General features: G+C 70.7%; 24 protein-coding genes and 1 tRNA gene. 11 read left to right on the top strand and 14 right to left on the bottom strand.

Annotation, left to right across the window (positions count from 1 at the left end; translation table 11 throughout):
- Window positions 1-551: 551 nt before the first annotated feature.
- The 7 genes from AC1HC7_RS16985 (at window position 552) to scpB (ending at window position 8,487) form a co-directional block, all read left to right on the top strand.
- Window positions 552-1,430 (top strand): hypothetical protein, encoded by an 879-nt coding sequence (locus tag AC1HC7_RS16985; RefSeq protein ID WP_479499255.1) that lies wholly within the window; start codon window positions 552-554, stop codon window positions 1,428-1,430.
- Between the two features lie 55 nt (window positions 1,431-1,485).
- Window positions 1,486-3,069, top strand: coding sequence for a phosphate ABC transporter substrate-binding/OmpA family protein (locus AC1HC7_RS16980; protein ID WP_479499254.1), 1,584 nt, complete (start codon window positions 1,486-1,488; stop codon window positions 3,067-3,069).
- A gap of 114 nt (window positions 3,070-3,183) precedes the next feature.
- Complete coding sequence (argS, locus tag AC1HC7_RS16975) at window positions 3,184-4,932, top strand: arginine--tRNA ligase (RefSeq protein WP_479498292.1); 1,749 nt, start codon at window positions 3,184-3,186, stop codon at window positions 4,930-4,932.
- 73 nt (window positions 4,933-5,005) lie between these two features.
- Window positions 5,006-5,968, top strand: a complete 963-nt coding sequence (locus AC1HC7_RS16970) for an SPOR domain-containing protein (RefSeq protein WP_479499253.1) — start codon at window positions 5,006-5,008, stop codon at window positions 5,966-5,968.
- On the top strand, window positions 5,911-6,987 hold the full coding sequence (locus tag AC1HC7_RS16965; RefSeq protein WP_479498294.1) for a glycoside hydrolase family 3 N-terminal domain-containing protein: 1,077 nt from the start codon (window positions 5,911-5,913) through the stop codon (window positions 6,985-6,987). The genes AC1HC7_RS16970 and AC1HC7_RS16965 overlap by 58 nt, the downstream gene beginning before the upstream one ends.
- Entirely contained in the window at window positions 6,980-7,807 is an 828-nt protein-coding gene (locus tag AC1HC7_RS16960; RefSeq protein ID WP_479498295.1) for a segregation and condensation protein A, read from the top strand. Before AC1HC7_RS16965 ends, AC1HC7_RS16960 begins: the two co-directional genes overlap by 8 nt.
- Window positions 7,804-8,487 carry an SMC-Scp complex subunit ScpB gene (gene scpB / locus AC1HC7_RS16955; RefSeq protein ID WP_479498296.1) on the top strand — a complete coding sequence of 228 codons (684 nt, stop codon included), beginning with the start codon at window positions 7,804-7,806 and terminating at the stop codon, window positions 8,485-8,487. Before AC1HC7_RS16960 ends, scpB begins: the two co-directional genes overlap by 4 nt.
- Window positions 8,488-8,518: 31 nt before the next feature.
- Here the strand turns inward: scpB and AC1HC7_RS16950 are convergent, their stop codons facing one another.
- The 8 genes from AC1HC7_RS16950 to AC1HC7_RS16915 all read right to left on the bottom strand — a co-directional run bounded on the left by AC1HC7_RS16950 (window position 8,519) and on the right by AC1HC7_RS16915 (window position 14,660).
- Complete coding sequence (locus tag AC1HC7_RS16950) at window positions 8,519-9,661, bottom strand: 2'-deoxycytidine 5'-triphosphate deaminase (protein WP_479499252.1); 1,143 nt, start codon at window positions 9,659-9,661, stop codon at window positions 8,519-8,521.
- A 78-nt stretch (window positions 9,662-9,739) separates the two neighbouring features.
- Window positions 9,740-9,816 (bottom strand) — tRNA-Pro (locus tag AC1HC7_RS16945).
- A gap of 80 nt (window positions 9,817-9,896) precedes the next feature.
- The gene (locus AC1HC7_RS16940) at window positions 9,897-10,595 is read right to left on the bottom strand and encodes a MerR family transcriptional regulator (protein WP_479498298.1); all 699 of its coding nucleotides are present in this window, start codon (window positions 10,593-10,595) and stop codon (window positions 9,897-9,899) included.
- A 33-nt stretch (window positions 10,596-10,628) separates the two neighbouring features.
- Window positions 10,629-10,931: an integration host factor subunit alpha gene (ihfA, locus tag AC1HC7_RS16935; RefSeq protein WP_479498299.1), complete on the bottom strand. Its 303-nt coding sequence runs from the start codon at window positions 10,929-10,931 to the stop codon at window positions 10,629-10,631.
- 270 nt (window positions 10,932-11,201) lie between these two features.
- The gene (locus AC1HC7_RS16930) at window positions 11,202-12,179 is read right to left on the bottom strand and encodes a beta-ketoacyl-ACP synthase III (RefSeq protein ID WP_479498300.1); all 978 of its coding nucleotides are present in this window, start codon (window positions 12,177-12,179) and stop codon (window positions 11,202-11,204) included.
- Window positions 12,176-13,294 (bottom strand): phosphate acyltransferase PlsX, encoded by a 1,119-nt coding sequence (plsX, locus tag AC1HC7_RS16925; RefSeq protein ID WP_479498301.1) that lies wholly within the window; start codon window positions 13,292-13,294, stop codon window positions 12,176-12,178. Before plsX ends, AC1HC7_RS16930 begins: the two co-directional genes overlap by 4 nt.
- A gap of 143 nt (window positions 13,295-13,437) precedes the next feature.
- Entirely contained in the window at window positions 13,438-13,641 is a 204-nt protein-coding gene (gene rpmF / locus AC1HC7_RS16920; RefSeq protein WP_479498302.1) for a 50S ribosomal protein L32, read from the bottom strand.
- A gap of 419 nt (window positions 13,642-14,060) precedes the next feature.
- Window positions 14,061-14,660: a YceD family protein gene (locus AC1HC7_RS16915; RefSeq protein WP_479498303.1), complete on the bottom strand. Its 600-nt coding sequence runs from the start codon at window positions 14,658-14,660 to the stop codon at window positions 14,061-14,063.
- Between the two features lie 216 nt (window positions 14,661-14,876).
- On the opposite strand from AC1HC7_RS16915, the gene AC1HC7_RS16910 reads away from it, so the two are divergent.
- A complete protein-coding gene (locus AC1HC7_RS16910; RefSeq protein ID WP_479498304.1) occupies window positions 14,877-15,341 on the top strand; it encodes an outer membrane protein assembly factor BamE in 465 nt (154 codons plus the stop codon).
- Between the two features lie 63 nt (window positions 15,342-15,404).
- Here AC1HC7_RS16910 and AC1HC7_RS16905 read toward each other — a convergent pair whose 3' ends face one another.
- Window positions 15,405-16,655 carry an MFS transporter gene (locus AC1HC7_RS16905; protein WP_479498305.1) on the bottom strand — a complete coding sequence of 417 codons (1,251 nt, stop codon included), beginning with the start codon at window positions 16,653-16,655 and terminating at the stop codon, window positions 15,405-15,407.
- Between the two features lie 107 nt (window positions 16,656-16,762).
- On the bottom strand, window positions 16,763-17,797 hold the full coding sequence (locus AC1HC7_RS16900) for a phytanoyl-CoA dioxygenase family protein (protein ID WP_479498306.1): 1,035 nt from the start codon (window positions 17,795-17,797) through the stop codon (window positions 16,763-16,765).
- A 185-nt stretch (window positions 17,798-17,982) separates the two neighbouring features.
- Between AC1HC7_RS16900 and AC1HC7_RS16895 the strand changes: the two genes are divergently transcribed.
- Entirely contained in the window at window positions 17,983-18,543 is a 561-nt protein-coding gene (locus AC1HC7_RS16895) for a hypothetical protein (RefSeq protein ID WP_479498307.1), read from the top strand.
- 95 nt (window positions 18,544-18,638) lie between these two features.
- On the opposite strand, the gene AC1HC7_RS16890 is transcribed toward AC1HC7_RS16895, so the two are convergent.
- The 3 genes from AC1HC7_RS16890 to AC1HC7_RS16880 all read right to left on the bottom strand — a co-directional run bounded on the left by AC1HC7_RS16890 (window position 18,639) and on the right by AC1HC7_RS16880 (window position 21,038).
- Window positions 18,639-19,568: a methyltetrahydrofolate cobalamin methyltransferase gene (locus tag AC1HC7_RS16890; RefSeq protein ID WP_479498308.1), complete on the bottom strand. Its 930-nt coding sequence runs from the start codon at window positions 19,566-19,568 to the stop codon at window positions 18,639-18,641.
- A 91-nt stretch (window positions 19,569-19,659) separates the two neighbouring features.
- Window positions 19,660-20,610, bottom strand: a complete 951-nt coding sequence (locus AC1HC7_RS16885; protein WP_479498309.1) for a methylenetetrahydrofolate reductase — start codon at window positions 20,608-20,610, stop codon at window positions 19,660-19,662.
- A 119-nt stretch (window positions 20,611-20,729) separates the two neighbouring features.
- Window positions 20,730-21,038 (bottom strand): virulence factor, encoded by a 309-nt coding sequence (locus AC1HC7_RS16880; protein WP_479498310.1) that lies wholly within the window; start codon window positions 21,036-21,038, stop codon window positions 20,730-20,732.
- 273 nt (window positions 21,039-21,311) lie between these two features.
- On the opposite strand from AC1HC7_RS16880, the gene metF reads away from it, so the two are divergent.
- Complete coding sequence (metF, locus tag AC1HC7_RS16875) at window positions 21,312-22,199, top strand: methylenetetrahydrofolate reductase [NAD(P)H] (RefSeq protein ID WP_479498311.1); 888 nt, start codon at window positions 21,312-21,314, stop codon at window positions 22,197-22,199.
- Between the two features lie 120 nt (window positions 22,200-22,319).
- Here the strand turns inward: metF and AC1HC7_RS16870 are convergent, their stop codons facing one another.
- A complete protein-coding gene (locus AC1HC7_RS16870) occupies window positions 22,320-23,303 on the bottom strand; it encodes a hypothetical protein (RefSeq protein ID WP_479498312.1) in 984 nt (327 codons plus the stop codon).
- A 587-nt stretch (window positions 23,304-23,890) separates the two neighbouring features.
- On the opposite strand from AC1HC7_RS16870, the gene AC1HC7_RS16865 reads away from it, so the two are divergent.
- Window positions 23,891-24,904: a histidine phosphatase family protein gene (locus tag AC1HC7_RS16865; RefSeq protein ID WP_479499251.1), complete on the top strand. Its 1,014-nt coding sequence runs from the start codon at window positions 23,891-23,893 to the stop codon at window positions 24,902-24,904.
- Window positions 24,905-24,911 lie beyond the last annotated feature (7 nt).

Below are 24,911 nucleotides of genomic sequence, written 5' to 3'. Positions count from 1 at the left end.
CGCTCGTGGTCGCCCCGTCGCGGGGCTCGTCGCGGGGCTCGTCGCTCGCCGTTCTGCCCGCCGCGCCAGCGGGGACCCCGCCGCGCACGCCGGTTCGGGTGTTCGGGCAGGATGACCGCGATTCCGGCGCCGCGCAATTGGCCGCCGCTGGGGGTGGGCGCGCGCCAACGCCCGCGCCAACGCCCGCGCCGTCGCCGCAGGTCGCGGGCCGGGCTTCGGGCGCCACGCCGATTCCCACTCCCACTCCCACTCCGGTGACGGTGCTCGCCGCGACGGCGCAGACCGGGGCGGCGCCTGTCGCCATGGGGACCGCGCCCGAACCCGGTCCATCGCCGTCGGGACCCCGGATCGCCGCGCCCAAGCCTGCCGGGCCCGCCCCGATGAGGCAAGTCCCGACGAGGCAAGTTCAGGCGGGGCAAGTTCAGGCGGGGCAAGTTCAGGCGGGGCAAGCCGGCGCGACCGCGCCACGGGCGCCGGTCGCCGCGATCGCGGACAAGGCGGCGCACAGCGCGCCCGGCGCGGAGATCATCTCGCCCGCCGTGGCGGCGCGCATGCTCGCCGCGGCGGGCGACAAGCAGGCCGCCCTGCGCCCGAGCGCGCCCATCGCCGCGCTGCTGGCCCGTCCGCCCATCGCCCGACCGGCGCCGCCTTCCGCCCGCCCGGCGGCGTCCGGGGCGCGGTCCGGGCGGCCAACCCGCGCGCCGCCGCCGCCGGCGGCGTCCTGTCCGGTGACGCTGCGCGCCGCCGCCATCAGCGGCGCCATGCTGCAGATTGACGCCGCATCGGCCTGTCGCGCCGGACGGGTGGCGGTGCTGCGTCACGCCGGGCTGAATTTCGCCCTGCGCTTTGACGCGGCGGGCCGGATCTCGACCCTGATCCCGGCCTTCGACCGGGCGGCGCGGGTGACGCTCGACGCCGGCGACGGCGCGACCGCGCAGGCCGCGGCGCGGCTGATGGACGCCAAGCGCATCCTGCGCGTGGCGCTGGTCTGGACCGATCCGGTGGATCTCAACCTTCACGCCTTCGAATACGGGGCCGGAACCGACGACAAGGGTCATGTCTGGGTCGGTTCGCCTCCGGATCCGCGCGGCTTCCGGCGCGGGCGCACCGGGGCGCTGCAAGATTTCCCCGCCATCGAGGGGCAGGGCGACAACATCGAGGTCTACAGCTTCAACAGCGGCCGGCGCTCGCCCGACGGGGTGATTCGCCTGGCGGTGGAATTCGCCAGCCGGGGCGCACGCCCGCGCGATCCGTATTGCGGGCTGTCGCTGGCCGCCTCGCCGGTGCTGCGCACGCTGAGATTCGAAAACGGCAGGCTGGAGCGGCGACCCGGCCGGGCGATCGTGGCCGCGCCCTGCGGCGTGCCCGTGACCGGCAACGCGATGTTCCTGACCGACCTGGTGCGCGACATCGTGATCGTGCGGAAATGACCTGACGCGCCGCCGGGCCGCGGCGTCCGCGGCGCGACGAGACAAGGATCCGAACATGCCTGGCAACATGCTCTCTCGATGGCTTGCGGGCGCAGGCGCGCTGGCGATCGCGACGGGCGGCGCATGGGAAGGCGCGGCCGCGGGAACGGTGACGCTGCGATCCCATGACGGGGCGGTGGCGCTGTCGGGCGAGCTGGTGGAGTTCACCGGCGAGGCCTTCGTGATCAAGACCTCGATCGGCGAATTGCGCATCAACGCCATGCAGGTGTCCTGCGAGGGCGAGGATTGCCCCGATCCGGCGTTGCTGAAATCGGATTTCACGGTTGCGGGTTCAGGGGCGATCGGCGCCGCGCTGATGCCCGCGCTGCTGCTCGGCTACGCCGATTCGCTGGACGCGGACCTGGTGCAGGCGCGCGACGCGCAGGGCGGGCTGGAGATGAAGATCCTGTCGCCCGATGGCGCGGAGGTCGCCGCCGTAGGCCTCGCCGGCGCCGGCGCCGGCGCCGGGTTCCGGGCCCGGCTGGCGGGGGAGGCCGCGATCGCCAGGGCGGCGCGCCCGCTCCGCGATCGCGAGGCCGCGCGCTTTCGCGCCGCCGGCGTCGCCGACATGACCGACCCGCGCCACGAACAGGTGCTGGCGCTGGACGGGCTGGTGATGCTGGTGTCGCCGCGCAATCCCGTCGACGCGCTGTCGCTGGACGACGTCGCCGCCATCTTCGCGGGCGAGATCACCGACTGGGCCGAACTCGGCGGGGCGCCGGGCGGGATCAACCTCTACGCCGCGACCGAGGGCGCCGGGGGGCTCGACGCCTTCGCCGCCGGCGTGATGGCGCCGCGCGGGCTGGAGATCGCCGCAGGCGCCCGGCGCCGCGACGACGCCGACGCGCTGAGCGACGACGTGGCGCTGGATCCGGGCGGCATCGGCTTCGCGGGCATCGCCAGCATCCGCGCCGCCAAGCCGCTGGGGATCCGCACCGAATGCGGGCTGATCGCCGCCCCCGACGCCTTTGGCGTCAAGACCGAGGAATACCCGCTGGCGCGCCGCCTGTTCCTGTATACGCGCGGCGGGACGCTGCCGCGCCACGCCGCGCGCCTGCTGGCCTTCGCGCAGTCGGACGAGGCGCAGAACGTGATCGCCGACGCCGGTTTCGTCGACCAGGCGATCGAGGCGCGCAAGATCGACGCCCAGGGCATGCGCTTCGCCATGGCCTTCACCGACCCCTCGCCGGAATTCGACTACGCGCGGATGCGCGAGCTGGCCGGCGAACTGATCGCGGCGCAGCGCCTGTCGGCCACGTTCCGTTTCAACCCCGGCTCCTCGCAGCTCGACAACAAGGCGCGCGGCGATGTCAGCCGCGTCGTCGCATATCTTTCGGATCCGCGCATCGGCGAGAAGCAGGTGCTGATCGCCGGCTTCACCGACAGCGTCGGGCGCGCCGATCTGAACCGCAAGCTGTCGTTCCGGCGGGCCGACAAGGTGCGCGCCTCGATCGAGGCCGCGGCCCCGGCGGGCGCGCTCGACAAGATCGATTTCAAGGTGATGGGCTATGGCGAACTGGCCCCCGTGGGCTGCAACGAAAGCCTGTCCGGGCGGCGCATCAACCGCCGGGTGGAGCTGTGGATCCGCGACAAGCCCTGATCCGCCGCCCCCCCGGCCCGGGGCGGGCTGGGCGGCGGTTTGCGCATGGCCTCGACCCCGGCGCCATGCTAGGCAGCGCCAAACCCGTCCGATCACGTGCTCAGGGCCAAAGCGATGAACCTTTTCGCCGATATCAGAAACCTCGTGCTCGAATCCCTGGCCGCGCTTGCCGCCGAAGGCGCGCTGCCCGCGGGGCTGGATTTCGCCAATGTGACGGTGGAGCCGCCGCGCGACGCCGCCCATGGCGACATGGCCACCAACGCCGCCATGGTGCTGGCGAAAAAGGCCGGGACCAAGCCGCGCGATCTGGCCGAGGCGCTGGCCGCGAAGCTGATCGCCGATCCCCGCGTCGAGGCCGCCGAGGTGGCCGGCCCCGGGTTCCTGAACCTGCGGCTCGTCGCCGATCAGTGGCGCGCGGCGGTGGCCGCGGCGCTGGGCGAGGGCGCGGATTTCGGGCGCTCGACCATGGGCGCGGGCCTGAAGGTCAACGTGGAATTCGTCTCCGCCAACCCCACCGGGCCGCTGCATGTGGGCCATGCGCGCGGCGCGGTGTTCGGCGACGCGCTGGCCGCGCTGCTGGATTTCGCCGGCTTCGCGGTGACGCGGGAATACTACATCAATGACGGCGGCGCGCAGGTGGACGTGCTGGCGCGCTCGGTCTACGAGCGCTACCGCGAGGCCTGCGGGCGGGACCCCGAAATCGCCGAGGGGCTGTATCCCGGCGATTACCTGATCCCGCTCGGGGCCGCGATGAAGGACAGATACGGCGAGACCCTGCTGGACCGCCCCGAATCCGAATGGCTGGCCGAGATCCGCGATTTCGCCACCGCCATGATGATGGATCTGATCCGCGACGACCTGGCGCGCATCGGCGTGAAGATGGACGCGTTCTTTTCGGAAAAATCGCTCTATGGCGGCGGGCTGATCGAGGCCGCCGTGCAGTCGCTCGACGACAAGGGGCTGATGTATGTGGGCGTGCTGGAGCCCCCCAAGGGCCGCAAGCCCGAGGATTGGGAACCCCGGCCCCAGACCCTGTTCAGATCCACCGATTTCGGCGACGACGTGGACCGGCCGCTGAAGAAATCCGATGGCGGCTGGACCTATTTCGCCCCCGACATCGCCTATCACTACGACAAGATCCAGCGCGGCTACGACCTGCTGATCGACGTGCTCGGCGCCGATCACAGCGGCTATGTGAAACGCATGAAGGCGGCGGTTGCGGCGCTGTCGGACAACCGCGTGCCGCTCGACATCAAGCTGTGCCAGCTGGTGAAGCTCTACAAGAACGGCGCGCCGTTCAAGATGTCCAAGCGCGCCGGGACCTTCGTCACCCTGCGCGACGTGGTGGAGGAGGTCGGGCGGGACGTGACCCGGTTCGTGATGCTCACCCGCAAGAACGACGCGCCGCTGGATTTCGATTTCGCCAAGGTGCTGGAGCAATCCCGCGACAATCCGGTGTTCTACGTTCAATACGCCCATGCACGGGTGCATTCGGTGATGAAAACCGCGCGCGAGGCCGGAATCTCCACTGATTCGCTCCTATCCGGGGTCGCGCCGGATCTGTCGCCGCTGCGCCACGCGGCGGAGCTTGGTCTGGCGCGCAAGGTTGCCGAATGGCCACGGCTGCTCGAAACTGCGGCGCGCAGCCACGAACCCCACCGGATCGCGTTCTATCTTTATGATCTTGCGGCGGAATTTCACAGTCTGTGGAATCAGGGCAAGGACGACCCGTCGCTGCGCTTCGTTCAGGGCGCCGACGAGCCCGGCGCCGAGGCGCGGCTGGCGCTGATTCGCGCCGTCGCGGTTGTCATCTCCGCCGGTCTTGGTATTCTAGGCGTTACTCCGATCAACGAAATGCGGTAACCGCAAGCACATATCGGGGTTTGAGCAGCAAGCGGCCCAAAATAGGGTCGCGAACATAACAGGCAGAGACCCCATGTCGCACATGGCCTCGGATCTTGACGCGTTTGGCGGACGCCGTCCGCCGGGTTTTCCTGGCCGGGCGCTGGCCGCGGCCCTGGCGCTGGCGGTGATCGGCGGACTCGGGCTTTGGGGCTGGAAGCTCGGCACGCGCGACGTGGGCGAGGTGCCCGTGGTGCGCGCCCTGCTCGGCCCCATGAAGAAACGCCCCGACGACGCGGGCGGGCTGAAGATGGGGGACAGCGATCTCGCCGTCACGCGGCTGGTCTCGGGCGAGACCGATTCCGGCATCGTCACCGTGCTGCCCGACGCCGAATACCCCGCCGAGGAAGACCGCCCCATCCCCGACCTGGCCGAACGCATCGGCCCGCCGCCGGCGCCGGCGACGCGGCCCGACGACGCGCCGGCCCCGGGTCCTGGCCCCAGATCAGGCCCGAACGCAGACTCGAATCCTGACGCGACCGCCGCGCCCGAATCCGCGGCCGGCGCCGGCGCGCCCTTCAGGCTGATCCCTCCGGCGGAGGGCTACGATCCGCCCAAGGCGCAGGTCGAGTCCGGCCGCCCCGTCGATCCGCCCGACGCCACCGCGAACGCGCCGAAAGTGACCCCCGTGCCCCGCCTGCGGATCGCCCGCGCCGCTGCGGGGTCCCCCGCCCCCGCCGCCGCCGCTGAACCCGCCCCCGCCGCTGAAAGCGTCGCCCCCGCCGCCCCCGCGACGCTGGCCGCAGGCGACGTGGTCATCCAGCTTGGCGCCTTCAACACCCCGCAGGTGGCCGAGGCCCAGTGGCGCGCCAAGCGCCGCCGCAACGACGATCTGCTGCGCGACTACGTCCATGCGGTCACCACGGTGCGCTCGGGCGGGCGCGATCTGTTTCGGCTGCGCGTCGGGCCGCTGAAGACCCGCGCCGCCGCGCAGGAATTATGCGCGGCGCTGAAGGCGCGATCCGAGGCCTGCATCGTGGCGCGGGTGCGGCAGTGACCGGCGCCCGCGCGGCGATCCTCGGCTGCGAGGGCCCGGCGCTGGGCGCGGCGGAGCGGCGCTTCTTCGCCGCGGCCGACCCCTGGGGCTTCATCCTGTTCGCCCGAAATCTGGACACGCCCGATCAGATCCGCCGACTCACAGGCGATCTTCGCGACGCGGTGGGGCGCGAGGCGCCGATCCTCGTCGATCAGGAGGGCGGACGCGTGGCGCGGCTGCGCGGACCCCGATGGCGCGAATGGCCGTGGATGCCGGATGTCTGCGGCCCCGGACCCGGCGCGCCGCCGGATTCGGTGACCGCCGCCGCCCTGCGCCTGCGGTTTCGCCTGATCGCGGCGGAGCTGCGCGCGCTGGGAATCGACGTGAATTGCGCGCCCATGCTCGACGTGGCCCGTCCGGACAGCGACCCGATCATCGCCGCGCGCGCCATGGGCGATGACGCGGACAAGGTGGCCCGGCGCGGGCGCATCGTCGCCGATGCGCTGCTGGCGGGCGGGACGCTGCCGGTGATCAAGCACATGCCGGGGCATGGGCGCGCCACCAGCGACAGCCATCGCGCGCTGCCGGTGGTCGCCGCCTCGCGCGCCGATCTGGCGGCGGATTTCGCGCCGTTCCGCGCGCTCGCCGACCTGCCCATGGCGATGACCGCGCATGTGATCTACAGCGCCGTGGATCCGGACAATTGCGCCACGGTTTCGCCCGCCTGCATCGCGCTGATGCGCGACGAGATCGGCTTTGACGGGCTGCTGATGACCGACGACCTGTCGATGAACGCGCTCAGCGGCGGCTACGGCGCGCGCGCGGCGGCGGCGCTGGCGGCGGGCTGCGACATGATCCTGCATTGCAACGGCGATCGCGCCGAGATGGAAGCGCTGCTTGGCGAGACCCCGCGCCTCGCGGGTCGCGCGGCGGCGCGCGCCGCCGCCGCGCTGGCTGCGCGCCGGGCGCCCGAGCCCTTCGACGAGGCCGAGGCCGCGCGCCGCCATGACCTGCTGCTGGAGGAGGCCGCCCATGTCTGACGCCGCCCCCCTGCGCCGCGCCGTCGCGCCGCGCGATCTCGCCGACGGGCGCGCCGGCGGGCTGGCGACGCGGGACCGCGTCGCGGCCGAGGCGCTGGTGGTGGACGTGGACGGGTTCGAGGGGCCGCTGGACCTGCTGCTGACCCTGTCGCGCACCCAGAAGGTGGACCTGCGCAAGATCTCGATCCTGCAACTCGCCGAACAATATCTGGTCTTCGTCGAGGCCGCCAAGAAGCTGCGCATCGAACTCGCCGCCGACTATCTGGTGATGGCCGCGTGGCTCGCCTATCTGAAATCGCGCCTGCTGCTGCCCCCCGACCCGACCGAGGAGGGGCCCAGCGCCGAGGATCTTGCCGCGCATCTGGCCTTTCAGCTCGAACGTCTGCACGCCATGCGCCGCGCCGCGGCGCGGCTGATGGCGCGCGACCGGCTGGGCAAGGATTTTTTTGCGCGCGGCGCGCCCCAGACCGTGACCCTGCGCCGCCGGGTGGTGCATGAGGCCAGTCTGATCGACCTGATGCGCGCCTATGCCCGAATCAAGACAAGGGGCGATTACCAGCCGCTGCGCATGAAGCGCGAGCGGGTCTATTCCATGGACGAGGCGCTGGAGCGCCTGCGCGGCGTCATTGGCCACGCCATCGACTGGGGGCGGCTGTCGGCCTTCCTGCCCGCCGGCTGGCTGGCGGACCCCGCAAAGCGCCGCTCGGCGCTGGCCGCGACCTTCGCGGCGACGCTGGAGATGGTCAAGCTCGGCGAGGCCGAGATCCGACAGGACGAACCTTTCGGCGAGATTTCCCTGCGCCGCCGCCCGCCGGCATGACCGACGCGGCGGACAGGGCGAAGGGCGATCCGCCCGTCGGGCGCGCGCCGCTGGAGTCGCTGTTCGACGCGCCGGTGATGGCCGAGCAGGAACGCATGGTCGAAGCGGTGCTGTTCGCCGCCGCCGCGCCGCTCTCGGCCCGGGACATCGAGCAGCGCCTGCCCCATGGCAGCGACGCGCGCGAGGCGATCGAGCATCTGCGCCGCCGCTACGAGGGGCGCGGCGTGGCGCTGAACCGGGTCGGCGACAAATGGGCGTTCCGCACCGCGCCCGATCTGGGGTTCCTGATGACACGGGAAACCGTCGAGACCCGGCAGTTGTCCCGCGCCGCCATCGAAACCCTGGCGATCATCGCCTATCACCAGCCGGTGACCCGTGCCGAGATCGAGGAGATCCGCGGCGTTTCGGTGTCCAAGGGCACCATCGACCTGCTGCTGGAGCGCGAATGGATCCGGCTCGGCCGCCGCCGGCTCACCCCGGGGCGGCCGGTGACTTTCGTGGTGACCGAGGGGTTCCTGGATCATTTCGGGCTGGAGAGCGCGCGCGACCTGCCCGGGGTGAAGGAACTGCGCGAGGCCGGGCTGCTCGACAGCCGCCCGCCGCCGGAAGGCGACGAGGATGACGACGCCGGGGATGGCGCGGGCGATGGCGGCGAGGATCAGGACGACATGTTCGACTGATCCGCCGTTTGAGTCGGCGCAGGCGAAGCCCTCAGGGATTTCGGAACTGCTTGGCCAGCTTCAGGCCCTGCCCCTGATAGTTGGAGCCGACCTGCTTGCCGTAGAGGATGTCCGGGGTCTCGGCCATGGGTTCGTAGACCAGGCGGCCGACGATCTGGCCGTGTTCGAGCGCGAAGGGGGCTTCGTAGCACCGGACCTCCAGCACCCCGCGCGACCCGGCGCCGCCCGCCGCCGCATGGCCGAATCCGGGATCGAAGAAACCGGCGTAGTGGACGCGGAATTCGCCGGCCATGGCCAGATAGGGCGCCATCTCGGCGGCGAAATCGGGCGGGATGCAGACGCTTTCGCGGCTGACCAGGATGTAGAAGGCGCCGGGGTCGAGGATCACCGAACCATAGGCGTTGGGGCGCACCGGCGCCCAGAATTCCGCCGGGTCGTACCGGCCGATGCGGTCGAGGTCGATCAGCCCGGAATGGGGTTTTGCGCGCCAGCCCACCGGGCCGCTGCGCGCCCGCAGATCGACCGAGAACCCCAGACCGCCATCGATGCGCGGCGCCACGTCCACCAGCGGCGTGCGCGCGTGCAGCGCCCGCAGGTCGTCGTCGCTGAACGCCCGCGCCCCGCGCCGGAACCGGACCTGGTTGAGCCGCATGCCGGGGCGCGCCAGCACCGAGAAGGACCGAGGCGAGATCTCGGCGTAGAGCGGCCCTTCGTAGCCGGCCTCGATGCGATCGAATTCGACGCCGCCATCGGTGATCAGCCGGGTGAACAGGTCGAGCCGCCCGGTGGAGCTTTTGGCGTTGGCGACGGCGGACACATTGCCCGGCAGCGTCAGGCGCTCCATCAGCGGCACCACATAGACGCAGCCCTTTTCCAGCGCCGCGCCGCGCGACAGATCGAAATCATGCATGGCGAAGGCGTCGAGGCGCTCGGAAACGGTCTTGCCCTCGCCGGCCAGGAACGACGCGCGCACCCGGTAGGCCTTGTCGCCCAGCCGCAGGTCGAGGCTGGCGGGCTGGACCTGGGCCCGGGGCACGCCGGCCGGGGCGCCGGCGCCGGCGTCCGCGGCGATCTGGCCGCGGGCGATCATGGCGCGGATGCTCTGGGACGGGAGCACCCCGTCGGGGGCGCCGCCGGCCGCCGATCCCGCGATCGCCGGGGTCGCGTTGGTCAAGGCGTCGCCTCCTTTGCCGGTTTGCGGGGCGGCGAAACGCCGAACGCCAGCCCCTCGCGGGACTGGCGTCGGATCAACTGGTCGGGCTGGCGAGATTCGAACTCACGACCTTCCGTCCCCCAGACGGACGCGCTACCAAGCTGCGCTACAGCCCGTTGATGGGCGGGGTTTACTGCGCCCGCGCCGGTGAGGCAAGGGCCGATTGCTGCGGGCATGGAGACGGCTTTCCAGGCGGTCAGCGCGCGGGCGGGGCGGCGCGGCGCGCGGGCGCCGCCGGGGTGGTTGCGGCGGGTTCGTCTTCGGACAGCGGCGCGGGATCGGCGCGCAGACGATCGCGCAGGGCTTCGAGCTTGGCGATGACGGCAAGCACGCGGGCGCGGTCCCGCGCGTCGCGGCCATCCGCCGCGCCGCCTTCGTCACTGGCCCCGCCACCTGTCCCGCCACCTGTCCCGTCACCGGCCCTGAAATCGGCCCCTGCGCCGGCGGCGTCATCGGTCCCGCCATCGGCCTGGTCGCGGACGCCGCCGCCATCGGGGGGCGACGGCGCGGCGCCGGGCTCCGCAGGGGGCTCCGCAGGCGCGGCCTTCGGTTCGGCGACGCCGTTGGCGCCCGCCCCGGCCTCGGTCCCGCCGTCCATGCGGGCCGGAGCCGCCGCGCCGCCAAGCGCCTCGCCGCGTTCCACCACATGGCGCACGCCGCGTTCGCGAAAGATCTTCTGCACGCCCTTGATGGTCATGCCGTCGTCATACAGCAATTCGCGGATGCCCATGAGCAGGGTCACGTCCTCGGGCCGGTAATACCGCCGCCCGCCGCCGCGCTTGATCGGCTTGATCTGGGAAAACTTGCTTTCCCAGAACCGGAGGACATGGGCGGGGATCTCCAGGCTGCCGGAGACCTCGCTGATGGTGCGGAACGCTTGCGGGGACTTGGTCATATGCTACGCAATCCTCCTGGGCCGCGCGGCCCGTCAGGCGGCGTGGCCCGCGTTGATCCGGTCTTTCAGGATATGCGACGGGCGAAAGACCAGCACGCGGCGGGGTTCGATGGGCACTTCCTCCCCGGTCTTGGGGTTGCGGCCCATTCGCGCGCCCTTGTCGCGCACGCTGAAGGTGCCGAAGGACGAGATCTTGACCGATTCGCCTTTGACCAGCGCGTCGGAGACGTGGCTCAGGATGCTTTCAACAAGTTCCGCGGATTCATTGCGCGACAGGCCGACTTCGCGATAGACAGCTTCGCTCAGATCAAGCCGCGTGTATGTCCTGGATGACATATGAGGCCCCTTTTCCCTGTTGGTTCAAGGCGACCGTGAGAGGCGCCCCCAATGTCGCCGGCTTTTGCCGATCATACAATCGCAAGCCTAGGTGCAATCAGGAATTGGAGTCAATATCAAGCACTTGGAAAGCGCTCTTGGGTTGCCGTGACAGGAAGGTATCCGGGGGTGTTCGGACAGCGGATTGAATGCGTCGCCCAAGGCCTGCGCGGGGCCTGCGCGGGGCCGTGCTCGGGGCCGTGCTCGGGGCTGGGCGCCGGGCGGGCGCGCCTACCAGCGCATCAGCGCCGCGCCCCAGGCCAGGCCGCCGCCGATGGCCTCCATCAGCAGCAGGTCGCCGCGCCTGATCTTGCCCGCGCTCACCGACGCCGACAGCGCCAGCGGGATCGAGGCGGCGGAGGTGTTGCCGTGGCTCTGCACGGTCACCACCACCTTCTCCATGGGCAGGCCCATCTTCTTCGCGGTGGCCTCGATGATGCGGATATTGGCCTGATGGGGCACCATCCAGTCGAGGTCGTCAGGCCCGGCGCCGGCGGCGTCCAGGGTTTCGTGGGCCACGGCGGCGAGCTTATGCACCGCGTGCTGGAACACCTTGCGGCCCTCCATGCGCAGCAGGCCGGCGGTCTGGGTGGTGGAGGGGCCGCCATCGACGTAAAGCAACTGGTTGTGGGCGCCGTCGGAATGCAGGCGCACCGCCATCACCCCCTGATCGGCGAGCCCGCCCTCGCCCTCGCCGGCGGTGAGGATCAGCGCCCCGGCGCCGTCGCCGAACAGCACGCAGGTGGCGCGGTCGCTCCAGTCCATGATGCGGCTGAAGGTTTCGGCGCCGATCACCATCACGGTTTTCACCTGCCCCGAGATGATCATCGCATTGGCGGTGGACAGCGCATAGACAAAGCCCGCGCAGACCGCCTGCACATCGAAGGCGAAGCCGTGGCGCATGTCGAGCGCGTGCTGCACCCGGGTCGCCGTCGACGGAAATGTCTGGTCCGGGGTGGCGGTGGCCAGCACGATGGCGTCGAGATCGGCGCCGGTCATCCCGGCGCTTTCCAGCGCCTGTCTTGCGGCGCGGATGGCCAGGTCCGAGGTTTTCTGCCCCGGGGCCGCGAAATGACGCCGCTCGATGCCCGAGCGGGTGCGGATCCATTCGTCGGTGGTGTCCAGGCTTTTGGCGAATTCGGCGTTTTCGACGATCCGCTCGGGCAGATAATGGCCGCACCCGGCCGGGATTGCCCGCAAGACGCTCATTTGGCCGATTTCTCCGCTGCGCTCGATTCGTTGACGGCAGTCTCTCGGCCCAGCAGGGCGTTTGCAACATGTTCCGCCACCTGGTCGGTGAAGGCGTTGCGCGCCATGGTCGCGGCCAGCCGGATCGCTGCGCCGACCCCGGTGGCGTCGGCGTCGCCATGGCTTTTCACCACTGCGCCGTTCAGCCCCAGGAACACGCCTCCATTGGCCCGGCGCGGGTCGATGCGCGCCTGCAGGCGGCGCAGCGAGCTTTTGGCGGCCAGCGCCCCGAGCCGGCTGAGAAGGGAATGGTCGAAGGCCAGCCGCAGCTGTTCGAGGATCAGGCGGGCGGTGCCCTCGGCGGTTTTCAGCGCGGTGTTGCCGGTGAAGCCGTCGGTCACGATCACGTCAACGCGGCTGGAGAGGATGTCGCCGCCCTCGACGAAGCCCGCATAGGTCATGCCGGCGCCGGGGCGCGCCGCCTCGGCGTCGATCATCTCGGCGGCGCGGCGCAGATCGGCGGTGCCCTTGTGCGCCTCCGATCCCACATTCAGCAGGCCGACGCGCGGGCGGCCGAGATTCAGTCCGATGCGGGCGTATTCGGCCCCCATGACCGCGAATTGCAGCAGGTTGCCCGGATCGGCGCGGATGTCGGCGCCCACGTCGAGCACGATGTTGCGCCCGGCGGGGTTGTCCGAGGGCCAGAGCACCGCGATCGCCGGGCGGTCCACGCCCGGGGCGCGGCGCAGGCGCAGCACCGACAGCGCCATCAGCGCCCCGGTGTTGCCGCAGGACACGATGGCCCCGGCCTCGCCCCCGGCCACCGCGTCGATGGCGCTGAGCATCGAGGTGTCGCGGGCGGAGCGCATCACCCGCGAGGGTTTTTCGTCCATGCTGACCTTGCCCGGGGCGTGGCGGATCTCCACCCGGCCGGTCAGCGCGGCGGATCGCGCCAGCAGCGCCGCCAGCTCCGGTTCGTCGCCATGCAGGATGAAATTGACGTCGGGCGCGTCGCGGGCGCAGTCGGCCATGCCGGCGACGACCACGGCGGGGCCGCGGTCGCCGCTCATGGCGTCGATCGAAATCACCAGATCCGTGCTGTCGATGCGGCCGCGCGATCCCGGGTCTGGCGTCATCTGGACGTTGCTCCGTTTTCGGGACGGCGCCGCGATCGCGCGGCAGGGCTCACGCGGTCAGGCGTCGGGGCCGTCGCCCGGCCGGATGTCCGGCCCGGCGCGGCGGCTGGGCGATCTTGCCGGCCAAAGCCAGATTCGGGGCCTCAGGCCTCGTCGTCAAGGTCGATGTCCTCGACCATGGAGACGACCTCGCGCCCGGCGTAGTGGCCGCAGGCGCCGCAGACGTGGTGGGGGCGCTTCAGCTCGCCGCAATTGGGGCACTCGTTGGAGCTTTCCGCCACCAGCGCGTCATGGGCGCGGCGCATGTTGCGCTTGGAACTCGTGACTCGATTCTGGGGGACCGCCATGTTCTCAACCTTTGTATGCGCGGCGCATGCGCGTCCGCCTGATCCGCTGCGACGCCCATTCGGCGCGCGGTGTTTCATTGGGCGCGAGCGCGCCCGGTGTTTGGTTGGGCGCATGCGCGCCCGGTGTTTGGTTGGGCGTTGTCCGCCCGGTGTTTCATTGGGCGCTGTCCGCCCGCCCGCTCGTCCCGCCGGCCCGGTTCCGTCGGCGCGTTCTGCGCCCGGCCCCGCGACCCATTGCCCGCCGCGCGCGCCGCGTCATCGCAGGACCGCGCCAGAACGTTCAACGCTGCTGGAAACGAGACGCGGAAAATACGCGATAAAGCAGGAAGGGCAAGGGGATTCTGCATCGTCGCCGCCGGTTGCGACGGATTTGTTGCGGCGCCGTGCGACAGCGCGCGGCGCCGCGGCGGCTTTCGCCGCTAATCCTGGCTCTCGCCGCCGTCGATCCGGTCGCGCAGCGCCGCCAGCCCGGCGAAGGGGCGGGTTTCCTCGTCGCGCATCGGGGCCACGCCCTCCGGCGCGGCGGCGGCGCCCCTGAACTCCGCGCTTTCGGCGCGAGGATAGGGGTCGATGGCCAGCGCCGCGACTTCGGCCGCCGCCTCGCCTGGGTCGAGCGACCTTGGCAGCGGTTCGGGCGGGTCCTCGACGTCGGGATCCGGGTTGATGTCGGCGATGTCGGGCGCCGCGATCCCGGGCAGGTAAAGCCGCGAGAACGGCTCCTCGATGATCTGCTCCACCGGCTCAAGCGTCACTACGCATGTCTGGACGATGCGGGCGCGGACGACGCCGCGCAGCCGCCAGCCCTCGCCCTCGGGCCGGATGTCGCCCGTGGCCGAGAACCGGCGCACCGCCAGCACCCCGTAGCGGGCCGCCAGCGCGGCGCATTCGGCCCTGGTCGCCTTGTCGCTGAAGGCGACGCCGGCCTCGGGCAGGGCGGCGACGCGATGCGGTCGCGAAAACTCGGCGGTCTTGATCGCGGCGGGGTCCGCGGCGGGGGAAGGGGGCGGGGTTCGGGCCATGGGGATCGCCTCCGGCAGGCGCCGCTGGCGCGGCGCCGCTACACGCGCCCGGCGCGCGGCAAGCGCGCCGCGCCCGGTCTATGGCCGCTAGATGACCTGATTTTCGCGCAAGCTCAACCGCTGTCGCGCCCTCGCGCCTTGAAATCGCGTCTTTCGCGCGGTAGGTGGGATCGGGATGCGCGGCGCCTTGACCATTGCCGCATCGGGGAGAATTCCATGGCCGCCAAAACGGTGATCGGCGCGATGTTTCTGGCTTCGCTTGGCGCGGCGTGCACGCCTATCGTCACCGTGCATGGATATGCGCCCACGTCCGAGCAGCTCACGGCGATCGAGCCGGGGATCGACACCGCCGATTCCGTGACCCGCAAGATCGGCCGTCCGCTGACCGGCGGCGTGGTCCGCGACGACACCTGGTATTACGTGGGCTCGCGTTTCGAGACCTTGGCCTACAACGCCCCCGAGGTCACCGAACGCCGGGTGGTGGCGGTGCGCTACGACGCCGAGGGGCTGGTGCAGGGGGTCGATCAATACGGGCTGGAGGACGGGCGGGTGATCAACCTCGTCACCCGCACCACGCCGACATTCGGGCGCGAGCTGACCATCCTGCAGCAGCTGTTCGGCAACCTCGGCAATATCGGCGCCAACACGGTCGACGGCCTGCTGCGCGCCCCGGGCCAGTAGCGCCCGCGCGACGGGCGGGCGCCCGACACCGGTCCGGGGCGGGACCCGGGATTGGGGCCGGGATCAGATCCGGCGCTCGGGCCGCTTCACCGCGAACCAGATCAGCGCGCCGCCGGCCAGCGCCAGGAACGGGACCATGGCGATGTTGACCGCGGTCCAGCCGGTCTCGGGGTCGCCGCCGGCGCAGTTCATCAGCCCGCCCGAGGCCAGCGACGCCAGCGTCACCAGCCCGAACACCGCGAAATCGTTCATGCCCTGCACCCGCGCGCGCTCATGGGGCGCGTAGGCCTCGGTCAGCATGGAGGTGGCCCCGATATAGGCGAAATTCCAGCCGATCCCCAGCAGCATCAGCGCGCCGAAGAAATTTTCCAGTTCCACCCCGGTCAGCGCCACCAGCCCGGCGCCGGCGAGAATCGACAGACCGGTGGCGACGATCTTCTCCACCCCGAATCGGTTGATCAGCCGCCCGGTGAAGAAGCTTGGCGCGAACATCGCCAGCACATGCGCGGACACGATGTCCGCCGCGTCCTCCTTGGCGAAACCGCAGCCCACCACCGCCAGCGGCGTCGAGGTCATCACCAGGTTCATCAGCGCATAGGCGACCATGGCGCAGATCATCGGCACCAGGATATGCGGCGTGGCCAGCAATTCGCCGATGCTGCGGCCGCGCGGCGTGTCGGCGGTGCGCCGCGGCGGGCGCGGGATGTCGAGAAGCATGAAGATGAACATGCCCACGCCGTTCAGCGCGATCACCGCGACATAGGCGCCGGCGAAGGGGATCGGGGTCAGCGAATCCGCCGTCAGCTTGACGATCTGCGGTCCGAGTATCGCCGACAGCAGCCCGCCGGCCATCACCCAGGAAATCGCCCGGGGCTTGTAGGATTCGGACGCCGTGTCGACGGCGGCGAAGCGGTAGAAGGCCTGGGCGCTCATGTAGATGCCGGTGAGGAACGTGCCTGCCAGAAACAACGGAAACGACCCGTAATACAGCGCCAGCGCGCACAGCGCCGCGCCGGTCGCCCCGCCGGCGGCCCCAAGCATGAAGCCGGTGCGCCGCCCGTAGCGGCCCATCAGCGCCGACATCGCCGGCGCCGCGAACATCGAGCCCAGCACGATCAGCGATATCGGCAGCGTGGCGAGGCATTTCTGCGGCGACAGCATCTGCCCCGCCAGCCCGCCGAGCACGAAATGCACCGGCATCTGCGACCCGAGTATCGCCTGCGCCGCGACCAGCGCGTAGACATTGCGCCGGGCGCGGCGATCGCCGCGCGGATCCGCCGCGTCGGGCGTCGTGGTATTTGATAAGGCAGCCATATGGCCTTTCTAGCGGGGCGGGCGCTGAAGGCAAGCCCCGGCGATGCGGCGCGTTGGCGCTTCGCGCGGCGCCCGAACGTCGCCCTTCGGCGGCGCCCGAACGCCGGTCAGCGCCGCCCCGGATCCCCCGGCCGCGCCCGTCCCACGCCGGGCTGCGCCGAGGGCCGCCCGGTGATCCTTTCGCGCAGGTTCAGGATCACGTCATAGGCCGCCGCCTTGCGGTTGCGCAGCATCGGCAGGGTCATGGGATCGCCGCCGGCCCAGGGCAGATACGGGTTGCGTCGCAGCGACCCGTAGATCCCGAGCCGCAGCGACGGGCGGGTCGCCGGGTGGCGCGCGTGAAACCCGTGCACATCCGCCACCACCAGCGTGTTGGCGGGCACCGGCAGCGGGATCGGCGCGCCATAGCCCATGTCGTGCAATTCATCGGCGGCGGCGCGGAACGATCCGCGCGAATGCAGCCGGTTCTCGCCCTTCCACGCGGTCAGGGATTGCGCGCGCTCCCAGTCCAGCCGCCCCGAGGTCAGGCGGTGGGATCCCGGCACGTAGCAGAACGGACCGTCGGCAAGCTCCACGTCGCGCAGGAAGAACCAGCATTTCGCCGTGGCGTGGAAGGTGTCCGAATGATACGCGGTCTGCGGGTCGGGGCGCCCCTTGCCGGGATCGGTGATCACCGTGTGCAGGTAGGATATCGGATCCCCCGAGGTCGAGGCCGCGTAGCGCAGCAGCCCCTGAAACACCGGGTTCTCGATGACCAGCTTCAGCTCCGGGATCTCGGCCAGCACGCGCGGCGGCAGGGCGATGAAACGGGTGACGGTGTCGCCCTGCTTCATCTCATGGGCCTCGAAGGCGTGGTTTTCCACCGCCTCGGACAGCCGCGCGAAATCATCCGCCGCCAGCAGGTTGCGCCGGATGACGACGCCGTCGCGGGCGTAGTCGGCCACGTCCGCGGGGCTGACCAGATGTTCGAGCCGCCGCCGCCGCGCATCGGCCATGCGTTCGGCCAGCGTGATTCGCGCCACGTGAAGGCCCATGGCGTTGAGGCGCGCGCTGCCGAGCAGCGGATTGTCGATGAAGGATTTCCCGCCGCCGGCCAGATCGGCGAGGTAGAGCGGCGTCTTGAGGATATCGATCGCATTCATGGCAACCTCCGTTGCGGAGCAGGGCGTGCACGCGCCTGCGGATGGTATCGGGCGCGCCCCCGCCCCGGCAAGCCGCAAGCCCCGCCTTGCGGCTTTGCGGCGCGCGCCGGCTGCGCTAGGCTTCGGGCGCTTCGGTTCGATAGCGGTTCGCCTCCGGAGCAGCAGCGCCGCCAGAGGACCACGCCGTGACTCCGTTCCATCGCCTTCTCGCCCGATCCGCCTTCCTGTTCGCCATTCCTGCGGCGGCGGCGGCGCAGACGCCCTTCGAAACCCTGCAGCCGGGCGCCAGCTACGGCTATCGCCTGGTCTCCGGTCAGGTGATCGAGATGAGGCTGGAGACCCGCGACGAGACCGGTTCGGCCTGGGCGGTCACGCTCGGCGAGGGCGACGCGGCGCAGCTGGTGGGCCGCATGCGCTACGATCCCCAGGGCCGGGTGACCGCCTTCGAAGCCCCCGACGGCGCGCCGATTGAAACCTACACGCCCCATAATTGCGAACGCGTGGAGGGGTTTTGCGACTACGTGCTGAAGACCGGCGGCGAGGAATGGGTGGAGCAGCGGATCAACGGCAGCGAGACCGGCGCCGCCAGCGGGGTCTGGACGTTCTCGGTGTTTCGCGAGATCGACGGCGCCTTGACGCTGCAAAAGATCGGCGACGTTTCCTATGACGCCGACGGCGTGGTGGTGGACGAAAACTGGATCGTGGTGGAGACCGGCGACGCGCGCTCGGTGCGGCGCATCAGGTAGCGCCGCATCAGGCGGCGCCGCATGAAAAAATGGCGCCCAAGCCATTGGGGCCCGGGCGCCGGCATCCGCCTTGCGGCGGATCCGCGCGTCAGGATTCAGGCGGCGGGGCGGCGGCGGCGGCGGCCGTCGCGGTTGCCGCGCACCGGCGCGCCTTCGGCCGCCGGGGGCTTGTTGTGGCGTATCCAGGCGGCGCCGTGGGGGTCGTTGTTGGTCAGCAGGTTGGCGGCGCGGATGGCGTCCATTTCCTGCGGGCGGGTCGGGTTCATGATCGCCGAGGTCATGCCCGAGGCGATGGCCATGGGCAGGAACGCGGCGTTGATGCCGTGGCGGTTGGGCAGCCCGAAGCTGATGTTGGAGGCGCCGCAGGTGGTGTTGACGCCCAGCTCCATGCGCAGCTTGCGCACCAGTTCGAACACCTGCAGCCCGGCGGTGGCCATGGCCCCGATGGGCATCACCAGCGGGTCCACCACGATGTCGCAGGCCGGGATGCCGTAATCGGCGGCGTGCTCGACGATCTTCCTGGCGACCGCGAAGCGCACCTCCGGGTCCTCGGAAATGCCGGTGTCGTCGTTGGAGATCGCCACCACCGGCACGTTGTATTTCTTCACCAGCGGCAGGATCGCTTCCAGGCGCTCCAGTTCGCCGGTCACCGAATTGACCAGCGGGCGGCCTTGGCAGACCTCGAGCCCCGCCTCCAGCGCCGCGGGCACCGAACTGTCGATGCACAGCGGAATGTCCACCAGCCCCTGCACCATCTCGATGACCTTGCGCATCAGCGGCGGCTCGGTCTCGTTGGGATTGGGGTTGGAATTGTAGACCACGCCGGCGTTGACATCGAGCATGGTGGCCCCGCAGGCGACCTGCTCCAGCGCGTCCTTCTCGACGGTGGAAAAATCCCCGGCCTCAAGCTGGGCGGCGAGCGCCTTGCGCCCCGTGGGGTTGATGCGCTCGCCGATCACGCAGAACGGCTGGTCAAAGCCGATGATGGCGGTCTTGGTCTTGGATTCGACGATGGTGCGGGTCATGGGCGCGGGGTCCTCGGACAGGCGGCGTGGGGCAAAGGCGAAGCGCGCCGAAACGGTCGGCGCGCGGGATCGGGGCGGGGCCGCGGTCGCGTCAGGCGGTCGCGGCGGGTTTTCGCATGGACGCGGCGGCGGGGCAACCGGCGGCGTCGGTGAACTCCGCCGTCTTGCGAATGCCCCCCAGCGGGAAGAAATGCACCGATTCGACGCCGAAATCGGGATGCGCGGCCTTGTGCGCGGCCAGATCGCGCAGGATGTCTTCGGGCGTGAAGGGCAGCAGCAGCTTGGTCACGTCCCTGGCGCGGCGTTGCAGCACCCGCAGCGATGGCCCGACCCCGCAGGCCAGCGCGAACTTCACCAGCGTCTGCAGCTTCGCGGGACCGGCGACGCCGATATGGATCGGCAGTTCGATGCCCTCGGCCTTCAGCCGGTCGGCCCATTCGATCACCGGCGCGGCCTCGAAGCAGAATTGCGTGGCGATGGCCATCTGCGCGTCGGTGCGTTCGGAAAACGCCTGTTTCCAGCGCAGCGCCTCCATCGCCGCGCGGTCCGAGCCGTCGGGGTCGATGTCGCGGTTGCCCTCCGGGTGCCCGGCCACGTGCAGTCGCTTGAAGCCGTCGAACAGCCCGGAGTCCAGCAGCTGCATGGACGTCTCGAACGCGCCCCTGGGCGCGTCCAGCCCGCCGGCGAGCAGCAGCGCCTGATCGACCCCGGCCTCGCCCCGGTAGCGGGCGATCCAGTCGCCCAGCATCGCCTTGTCGGCGATGATGCGGGCCGGGAAATGCGGCATCACCGGAAATCCCTCGGCGGCGATGCGCCGGGCGGCGGCGACCATGTCCTCGATCGGCGTGCCGTCGATATGGGCGACGTAGACCCGGGTGCCCGCGGGCAGGATCGCCGCGAAGCTGTCGATCTTCTCGGCGGTGCGCGGCATCACCTCGATCGAGAACCCCTGCAGGAACCCGGCGAGATCGCCGATCCGCGACTCGGGCCCGGCGTCGGGCCGGGCGGGCCGCCTGCCAAAGAAATCCAGCACCTTGCTCATGAGCCATTCTCCAAGCCTGGCGTCGCCAGTGGCTGCCACAGTCGCTCCTCCGCGACCAGATTGTCACCGCCTGCGCGGCGTCGGGGTCCCGCCGCGGGCGCGGCGATTCGCAATCCCTGTCAGGCGGGCGCCGTCGCCCAGCCCTCGGTTTCGATCAGCGCGCGGATCCGCGCCGGATCGTATTCGGTCTCGATCCGCGCGGCCTCCGCCGCCACGGCCTCGGCGTCGTCGCCTTCGACCTCGTAGGGCGCGCCGCGCCGCCATTCGGCCAGATAGGCGTCTGAATCCCGCGCCCCGATCTTCATGGCGCAGCGGTCGATGGCCTGCTCGAACCGCTCGGGCAGCTGTTTCTTGGCCCCCCGGCGGCGACCGCCGGCGATCACCTGCGCCGGGATGTCGCGCCAGTATACGATGGTGATCTTTGCCAAGCGGTGTCTCCCCGGGCGGTGTTTCGTGCAGGCGCCGCGTCATCGGCCTCAAAACCCGGATAGGGCCGGCTGGGCGATGATGAGCGCATTCGAGCGACTTCATGCGGGCCGTTCGCGACATACCGCGTCGCGTCGCGCCATGGTGACGGCGCAGCCACAACCCTGCGTCGTATTTAGCAGTTGAATCGTCGCATTCCAGCCCCTAGTTTGCAGGAAATTCCGCTTGCCCGCCCGCGCATGCCGCGCCGCGCCGTCGCGAGCCTGGAGAAGACCATGTCATCCGATTCGGATTTCGACGTTTCATTCGAGTTTTTCCCGCCGGCCACGCCGGAAGCGACCCTGCGCCTGTGGCGCTCGGTGGAGCGCCTGGCGCCGCTGGGGCCGAAATTCGTCTCCGTGACCTATGGCGCGGGGGGCGCGACGCGGGACCGGACCATGGCGGCGATCCTCACCATCCGCGACCGCGCGCGGCTGACGGTGGCGGGGCATCTGACCTGCGTCGGCGCCTCGCGGCGGGCCACGCTGGACGTGGCGCGGGGCTACGCCAAGCTCGGCGCCCGGCGCATCGTGGCGCTGCGCGGCGATCCGCCGAAGGGCGCGGCTGGGTTCGAACCGCACCCGGACGGCTTTCGCAACGCCGCCGAACTGGTGGCCGGGCTCCGCGAGGCCGGCGATTTCGCGATCTCCGTCGCCGCCTATCCCGAACGCCACCCCGACAGCGCCGACCTGAAGGCGGATCTGGAAAATCTGAAGCGCAAGCTCGACGCCGGCGCCGACAACGCCATCACCCAGTTCTTCTTCGACAACGACCATTATTTCCGCTTCCTCGACGCGGCGGAAAAGGCCGGGATCGACGCGCCGATCATCCCCGGCGTGCTGCCGATCGAGAATTTCCGCAAGATGAGCAATTTCGCCGCGCGCTGCCGGGCCTCGGTGCCCGACTGGATGCGCAAGGCCTACGAGAACGCCGATGAGATGGGGGTGACGGAGCTGCTCTCGACCTCGATCTGCGCCGAACAATGCGACGAACTGATCGGCCAGGGGGTGAAGCACATCCATTTCTACACCCTCAACAATCCCGATCTGCCCTATACGATCTGCCGGGCGCTTGGCGTGAGCACCGCGCCCATGCAGATCGCCGCGCTGGGCGGCTGCGGCTGACATCCGGCGCCCGGCGCCCGGCCTTGCAGCCAGGCGGTCCCGGGTCAAGCCCGGGGCGCGCGGCGCGCCGGGGGGCGTCCCGGCGCATTCCCGCATCGCGGCGCGAAAAGCCTTGCGCGCCTATTCCGCGGCCACCGGCCGTCCCGCCGTGACCAGTCGATCGGAGGCCGGTCCGTCCTCGGGCGGCTCGTCATCCCCGGCGGCCCAGTCGAAGGCGAGCAGGCGCGCATGCGGCGACAATCCGCGCAGGCCGTCGCCGAATGCGAGCTTCAGGCGCCCCACCAGGTCCTGCGCGATCTCGCGGCGGAACCCGGTCAGGCGGCGGTCGCGCAGCGACAGGTCGATCTCTGTGACCTCGCGTTCGGCGTAGCGGCAGAAATCGTCCACCGCCTGCTTGCGGCTGCGCATCAGCATGTCGCGCACCACGCGCATGCGCGCGACCAGCGCCGGGGTCTCGCTGCATTCGCGTTCGAAATTGAACAGCGGCACCCGGATCGCCTGATCGGCGTCGAGGCCGCGGGCGGGCACGGTCAGCATGGCGCGGGTGAAATCCGCCTCGAACAGCACCGCGTCCTCGCTGCCGGGCAGGAACACCGTGGCGCCGAGCAGGTCGCTGGACACCCGGCACATGACCGGATCCGCCGTGGCGTGCAGCGCCTGACGGGCGATGCGGATGGCGTCCAGCATGTCGCGGTCGAACACGATGCGCCGCGCGCCGTCCCCGCCATCCCCGTTCCCGGGCGCCGCGCCGCCGTAGCCGAGGCTGATCTCGACGCTGTCGCGCCCGCGCGTGGCGCTTTCGCCGATGCCGATCAGCGCGTCGAGGATGGTGGGCGCGACCCCGGTCGAGGTCCGCGGCTCGTCCGATCCGTCGGCGGGGCGGAAACCGGTGGTGACCTCGATGGTCGGAAAGGCGGCCGCGCCGGTGACGTGCATGTGCCGGGACATGCGGGTGTCGAATTCGCTGTAGATGATGCTGGCGGCGGCGTGGCGCACCTCGCCGCGACGGCCGTGGATCCGGTCCTCGTAAGCGAGGGTGAACAGCGGCGCCTTCATGGCCTCGCCGTCGATGATGTCTTCAATGAGCTTGTCGATGGTCTTCATGACAACAATCCGCAATCCGCTTTGATCCGGCCTATGGCCGGCATGGACAGGCTCTCGCAGTGATCGCGGATCGTCGCGTCCGCTCGCTGGCGCCAGTCGGGGTTTGGGGACGCGAAACGGATACAAGGAAAGCGCACTGGAAAGACATCACACGGATTAACAACCGGCATTCGTCAATATTCAATTATCGTTCATCACTTCCCTTGCAACGTCAAGGCATTCATAAAAATTTCGCTATATTTTCAATGCTTGAGGTGGAGAGATCGGGTGGTTTCGGGATATTTGGCAGCGCCCGGATCGGAGCGCCGTAGGCGGCGGAAACCTTGGGGAAAAATCCCAATGCGTTCATCCTGTTCATCTAATGCCGCCCAGCCGGGACCGACGGAAACCGCCCGCGCGGGGCCGCGCCGGCGGTCTTGCCGGGCGAAATTCATTTCGCGCCGACCTGGGCGCGGGGCGGCGATTCGCGCGGGCCGGGCGAATGCGGCGAATCGGTTCTGGGTCTCGCGGGCCACGGGTCGCGCCGACGCCGGGGCGCGGCGCGATACGCTCTCGACCTCGCCGCGGGGAACGCTAGATTGCGCGCCATGAGTCGCAATCTGCTGCTGCTTCGCCATGGCGAGGCCGAACTCCATGCCTCCGAGGGCGACGCCGCGCGGGAACTGACCGATGTCGGGCGGCGCGACGCGGAGCGCGTGGGGCTGTTTCTTGCCGAACGGGGGCTGGTCCCGGATCTGGTCGTCGCCTCGCCCGCGCGCCGGGCGCGCCAGAGCGCGGAGCGCATGCACAAGGCCATGGATCCGACGCGGCTGCCGGATATCCGCCATGACGCGCGGATCTGGGAGGCGACGCCGGAGGATCTGCTCGCCGTCATCGCCGGCATTCCCATGGAGGCGCGCAACGTGCTGATCGTGGGCCATAATCCGGGGCTGTCGGCGCTGGTCTGGCGGCTGACCGGGCCGCAGGCCGCGGGGCTGCGGCCGGCCTCGCTGGCCATGCTGGAGGTGCCGGGGCGCTGGGCGACGCTCGGGCGGGGCGACATCGGCGCCGGGCGGCGGGCGGCGTGGCTGCGCCGGGTGCTGCATGTGTGCGAGCTGCCGCTGGATTTTCCCTTTCCGGGGGAACCCGGGCGGCGGGCGCGGGCGCAGTATTGCTACCGTCAGTCGGCGGTGATTCCGTGGCGCGAGGGCGCGGACGGGATGGAGGTGCTGATCACCCGCTCAAGCGGCGCGCGCAACCACATCATCCCCAAGGGCGTGCACGAGCCCGGCATGACCGCGGCGCAGAGCGCCGAGATGGAGGCGCGCGAGGAGGCCGGGGCGCTGGGGGAGATCAAGACCGGGCCGCTGGGCCGCTGCGAGCTTGAAAAATGGGGCGCCGTCTGCTCGGTCGAGGTGTTCGAGATGCGGGTCGAGGCGCTGCTGCCCGAGGCGGAGTGGGAGGAGCGCCACCGCACCCGCGAATGGCTGCCCTGGCGGCAGGCGGCGGCGCTGCTGAAATCCCGCGACATGGCCGAGATGCTGGAGGATTTCGCGCTTTCGCGGGAGGCGCGCGACGCCGCCGGTCGCCAAACGGGCGCGGCCGGGAAGCGGGCGGGGTGAGCGGCGG

The organism is Oceanicella sp., from assembly GCF_056449545.1.
Note: the sequence above shows the minus strand (reverse complement) of the source record. Positions and strands in the feature narration are given on the sequence as shown.

Coding starts and splice junctions, on each gene's coding strand:
- AC1HC7_RS16985 (WP_479499255.1), top strand. CDS start 552: ATGCTCGCCGCGGCGGGCGACAAGCAGGCCGCCCTGCGCCCGAGCGCG.
- AC1HC7_RS16980 (WP_479499254.1), top strand. CDS start 1,486: ATGCCTGGCAACATGCTCTCTCGATGGCTTGCGGGCGCAGGCGCGCTG.
- argS (WP_479498292.1), top strand. CDS start 3,184: ATGAACCTTTTCGCCGATATCAGAAACCTCGTGCTCGAATCCCTGGCC.
- AC1HC7_RS16970 (WP_479499253.1), top strand. CDS start 5,006: ATGTCGCACATGGCCTCGGATCTTGACGCGTTTGGCGGACGCCGTCCG.
- AC1HC7_RS16965 (WP_479498294.1), top strand. CDS start 5,911: ATGCGCGGCGCTGAAGGCGCGATCCGAGGCCTGCATCGTGGCGCGGGT.
- AC1HC7_RS16960 (WP_479498295.1), top strand. CDS start 6,980: ATGTCTGACGCCGCCCCCCTGCGCCGCGCCGTCGCGCCGCGCGATCTC.
- scpB (WP_479498296.1), top strand. CDS start 7,804: ATGACCGACGCGGCGGACAGGGCGAAGGGCGATCCGCCCGTCGGGCGC.
- AC1HC7_RS16940 (WP_479498298.1), bottom strand. CDS start 10,595: ATGACCAAGTCCCCGCAAGCGTTCCGCACCATCAGCGAGGTCTCCGGC.
- ihfA (WP_479498299.1), bottom strand. CDS start 10,931: ATGTCATCCAGGACATACACGCGGCTTGATCTGAGCGAAGCTGTCTAT.
- AC1HC7_RS16930 (WP_479498300.1), bottom strand. CDS start 12,179: ATGAGCGTCTTGCGGGCAATCCCGGCCGGGTGCGGCCATTATCTGCCC.
- plsX (WP_479498301.1), bottom strand. CDS start 13,294: ATGACGCCAGACCCGGGATCGCGCGGCCGCATCGACAGCACGGATCTG.
- rpmF (WP_479498302.1), bottom strand. CDS start 13,641: ATGGCGGTCCCCCAGAATCGAGTCACGAGTTCCAAGCGCAACATGCGC.
- AC1HC7_RS16915 (WP_479498303.1), bottom strand. CDS start 14,660: ATGGCCCGAACCCCGCCCCCTTCCCCCGCCGCGGACCCCGCCGCGATC.
- AC1HC7_RS16910 (WP_479498304.1), top strand. CDS start 14,877: ATGGCCGCCAAAACGGTGATCGGCGCGATGTTTCTGGCTTCGCTTGGC.
- AC1HC7_RS16905 (WP_479498305.1), bottom strand. CDS start 16,655: ATGGCTGCCTTATCAAATACCACGACGCCCGACGCGGCGGATCCGCGC.
- AC1HC7_RS16900 (WP_479498306.1), bottom strand. CDS start 17,797: ATGAATGCGATCGATATCCTCAAGACGCCGCTCTACCTCGCCGATCTG.
- AC1HC7_RS16890 (WP_479498308.1), bottom strand. CDS start 19,568: ATGACCCGCACCATCGTCGAATCCAAGACCAAGACCGCCATCATCGGC.
- AC1HC7_RS16885 (WP_479498309.1), bottom strand. CDS start 20,610: ATGAGCAAGGTGCTGGATTTCTTTGGCAGGCGGCCCGCCCGGCCCGAC.
- metF (WP_479498311.1), top strand. CDS start 21,312: ATGTCATCCGATTCGGATTTCGACGTTTCATTCGAGTTTTTCCCGCCG.
- AC1HC7_RS16870 (WP_479498312.1), bottom strand. CDS start 23,303: ATGAAGACCATCGACAAGCTCATTGAAGACATCATCGACGGCGAGGCC.
- AC1HC7_RS16865 (WP_479499251.1), top strand. CDS start 23,891: ATGAGTCGCAATCTGCTGCTGCTTCGCCATGGCGAGGCCGAACTCCAT.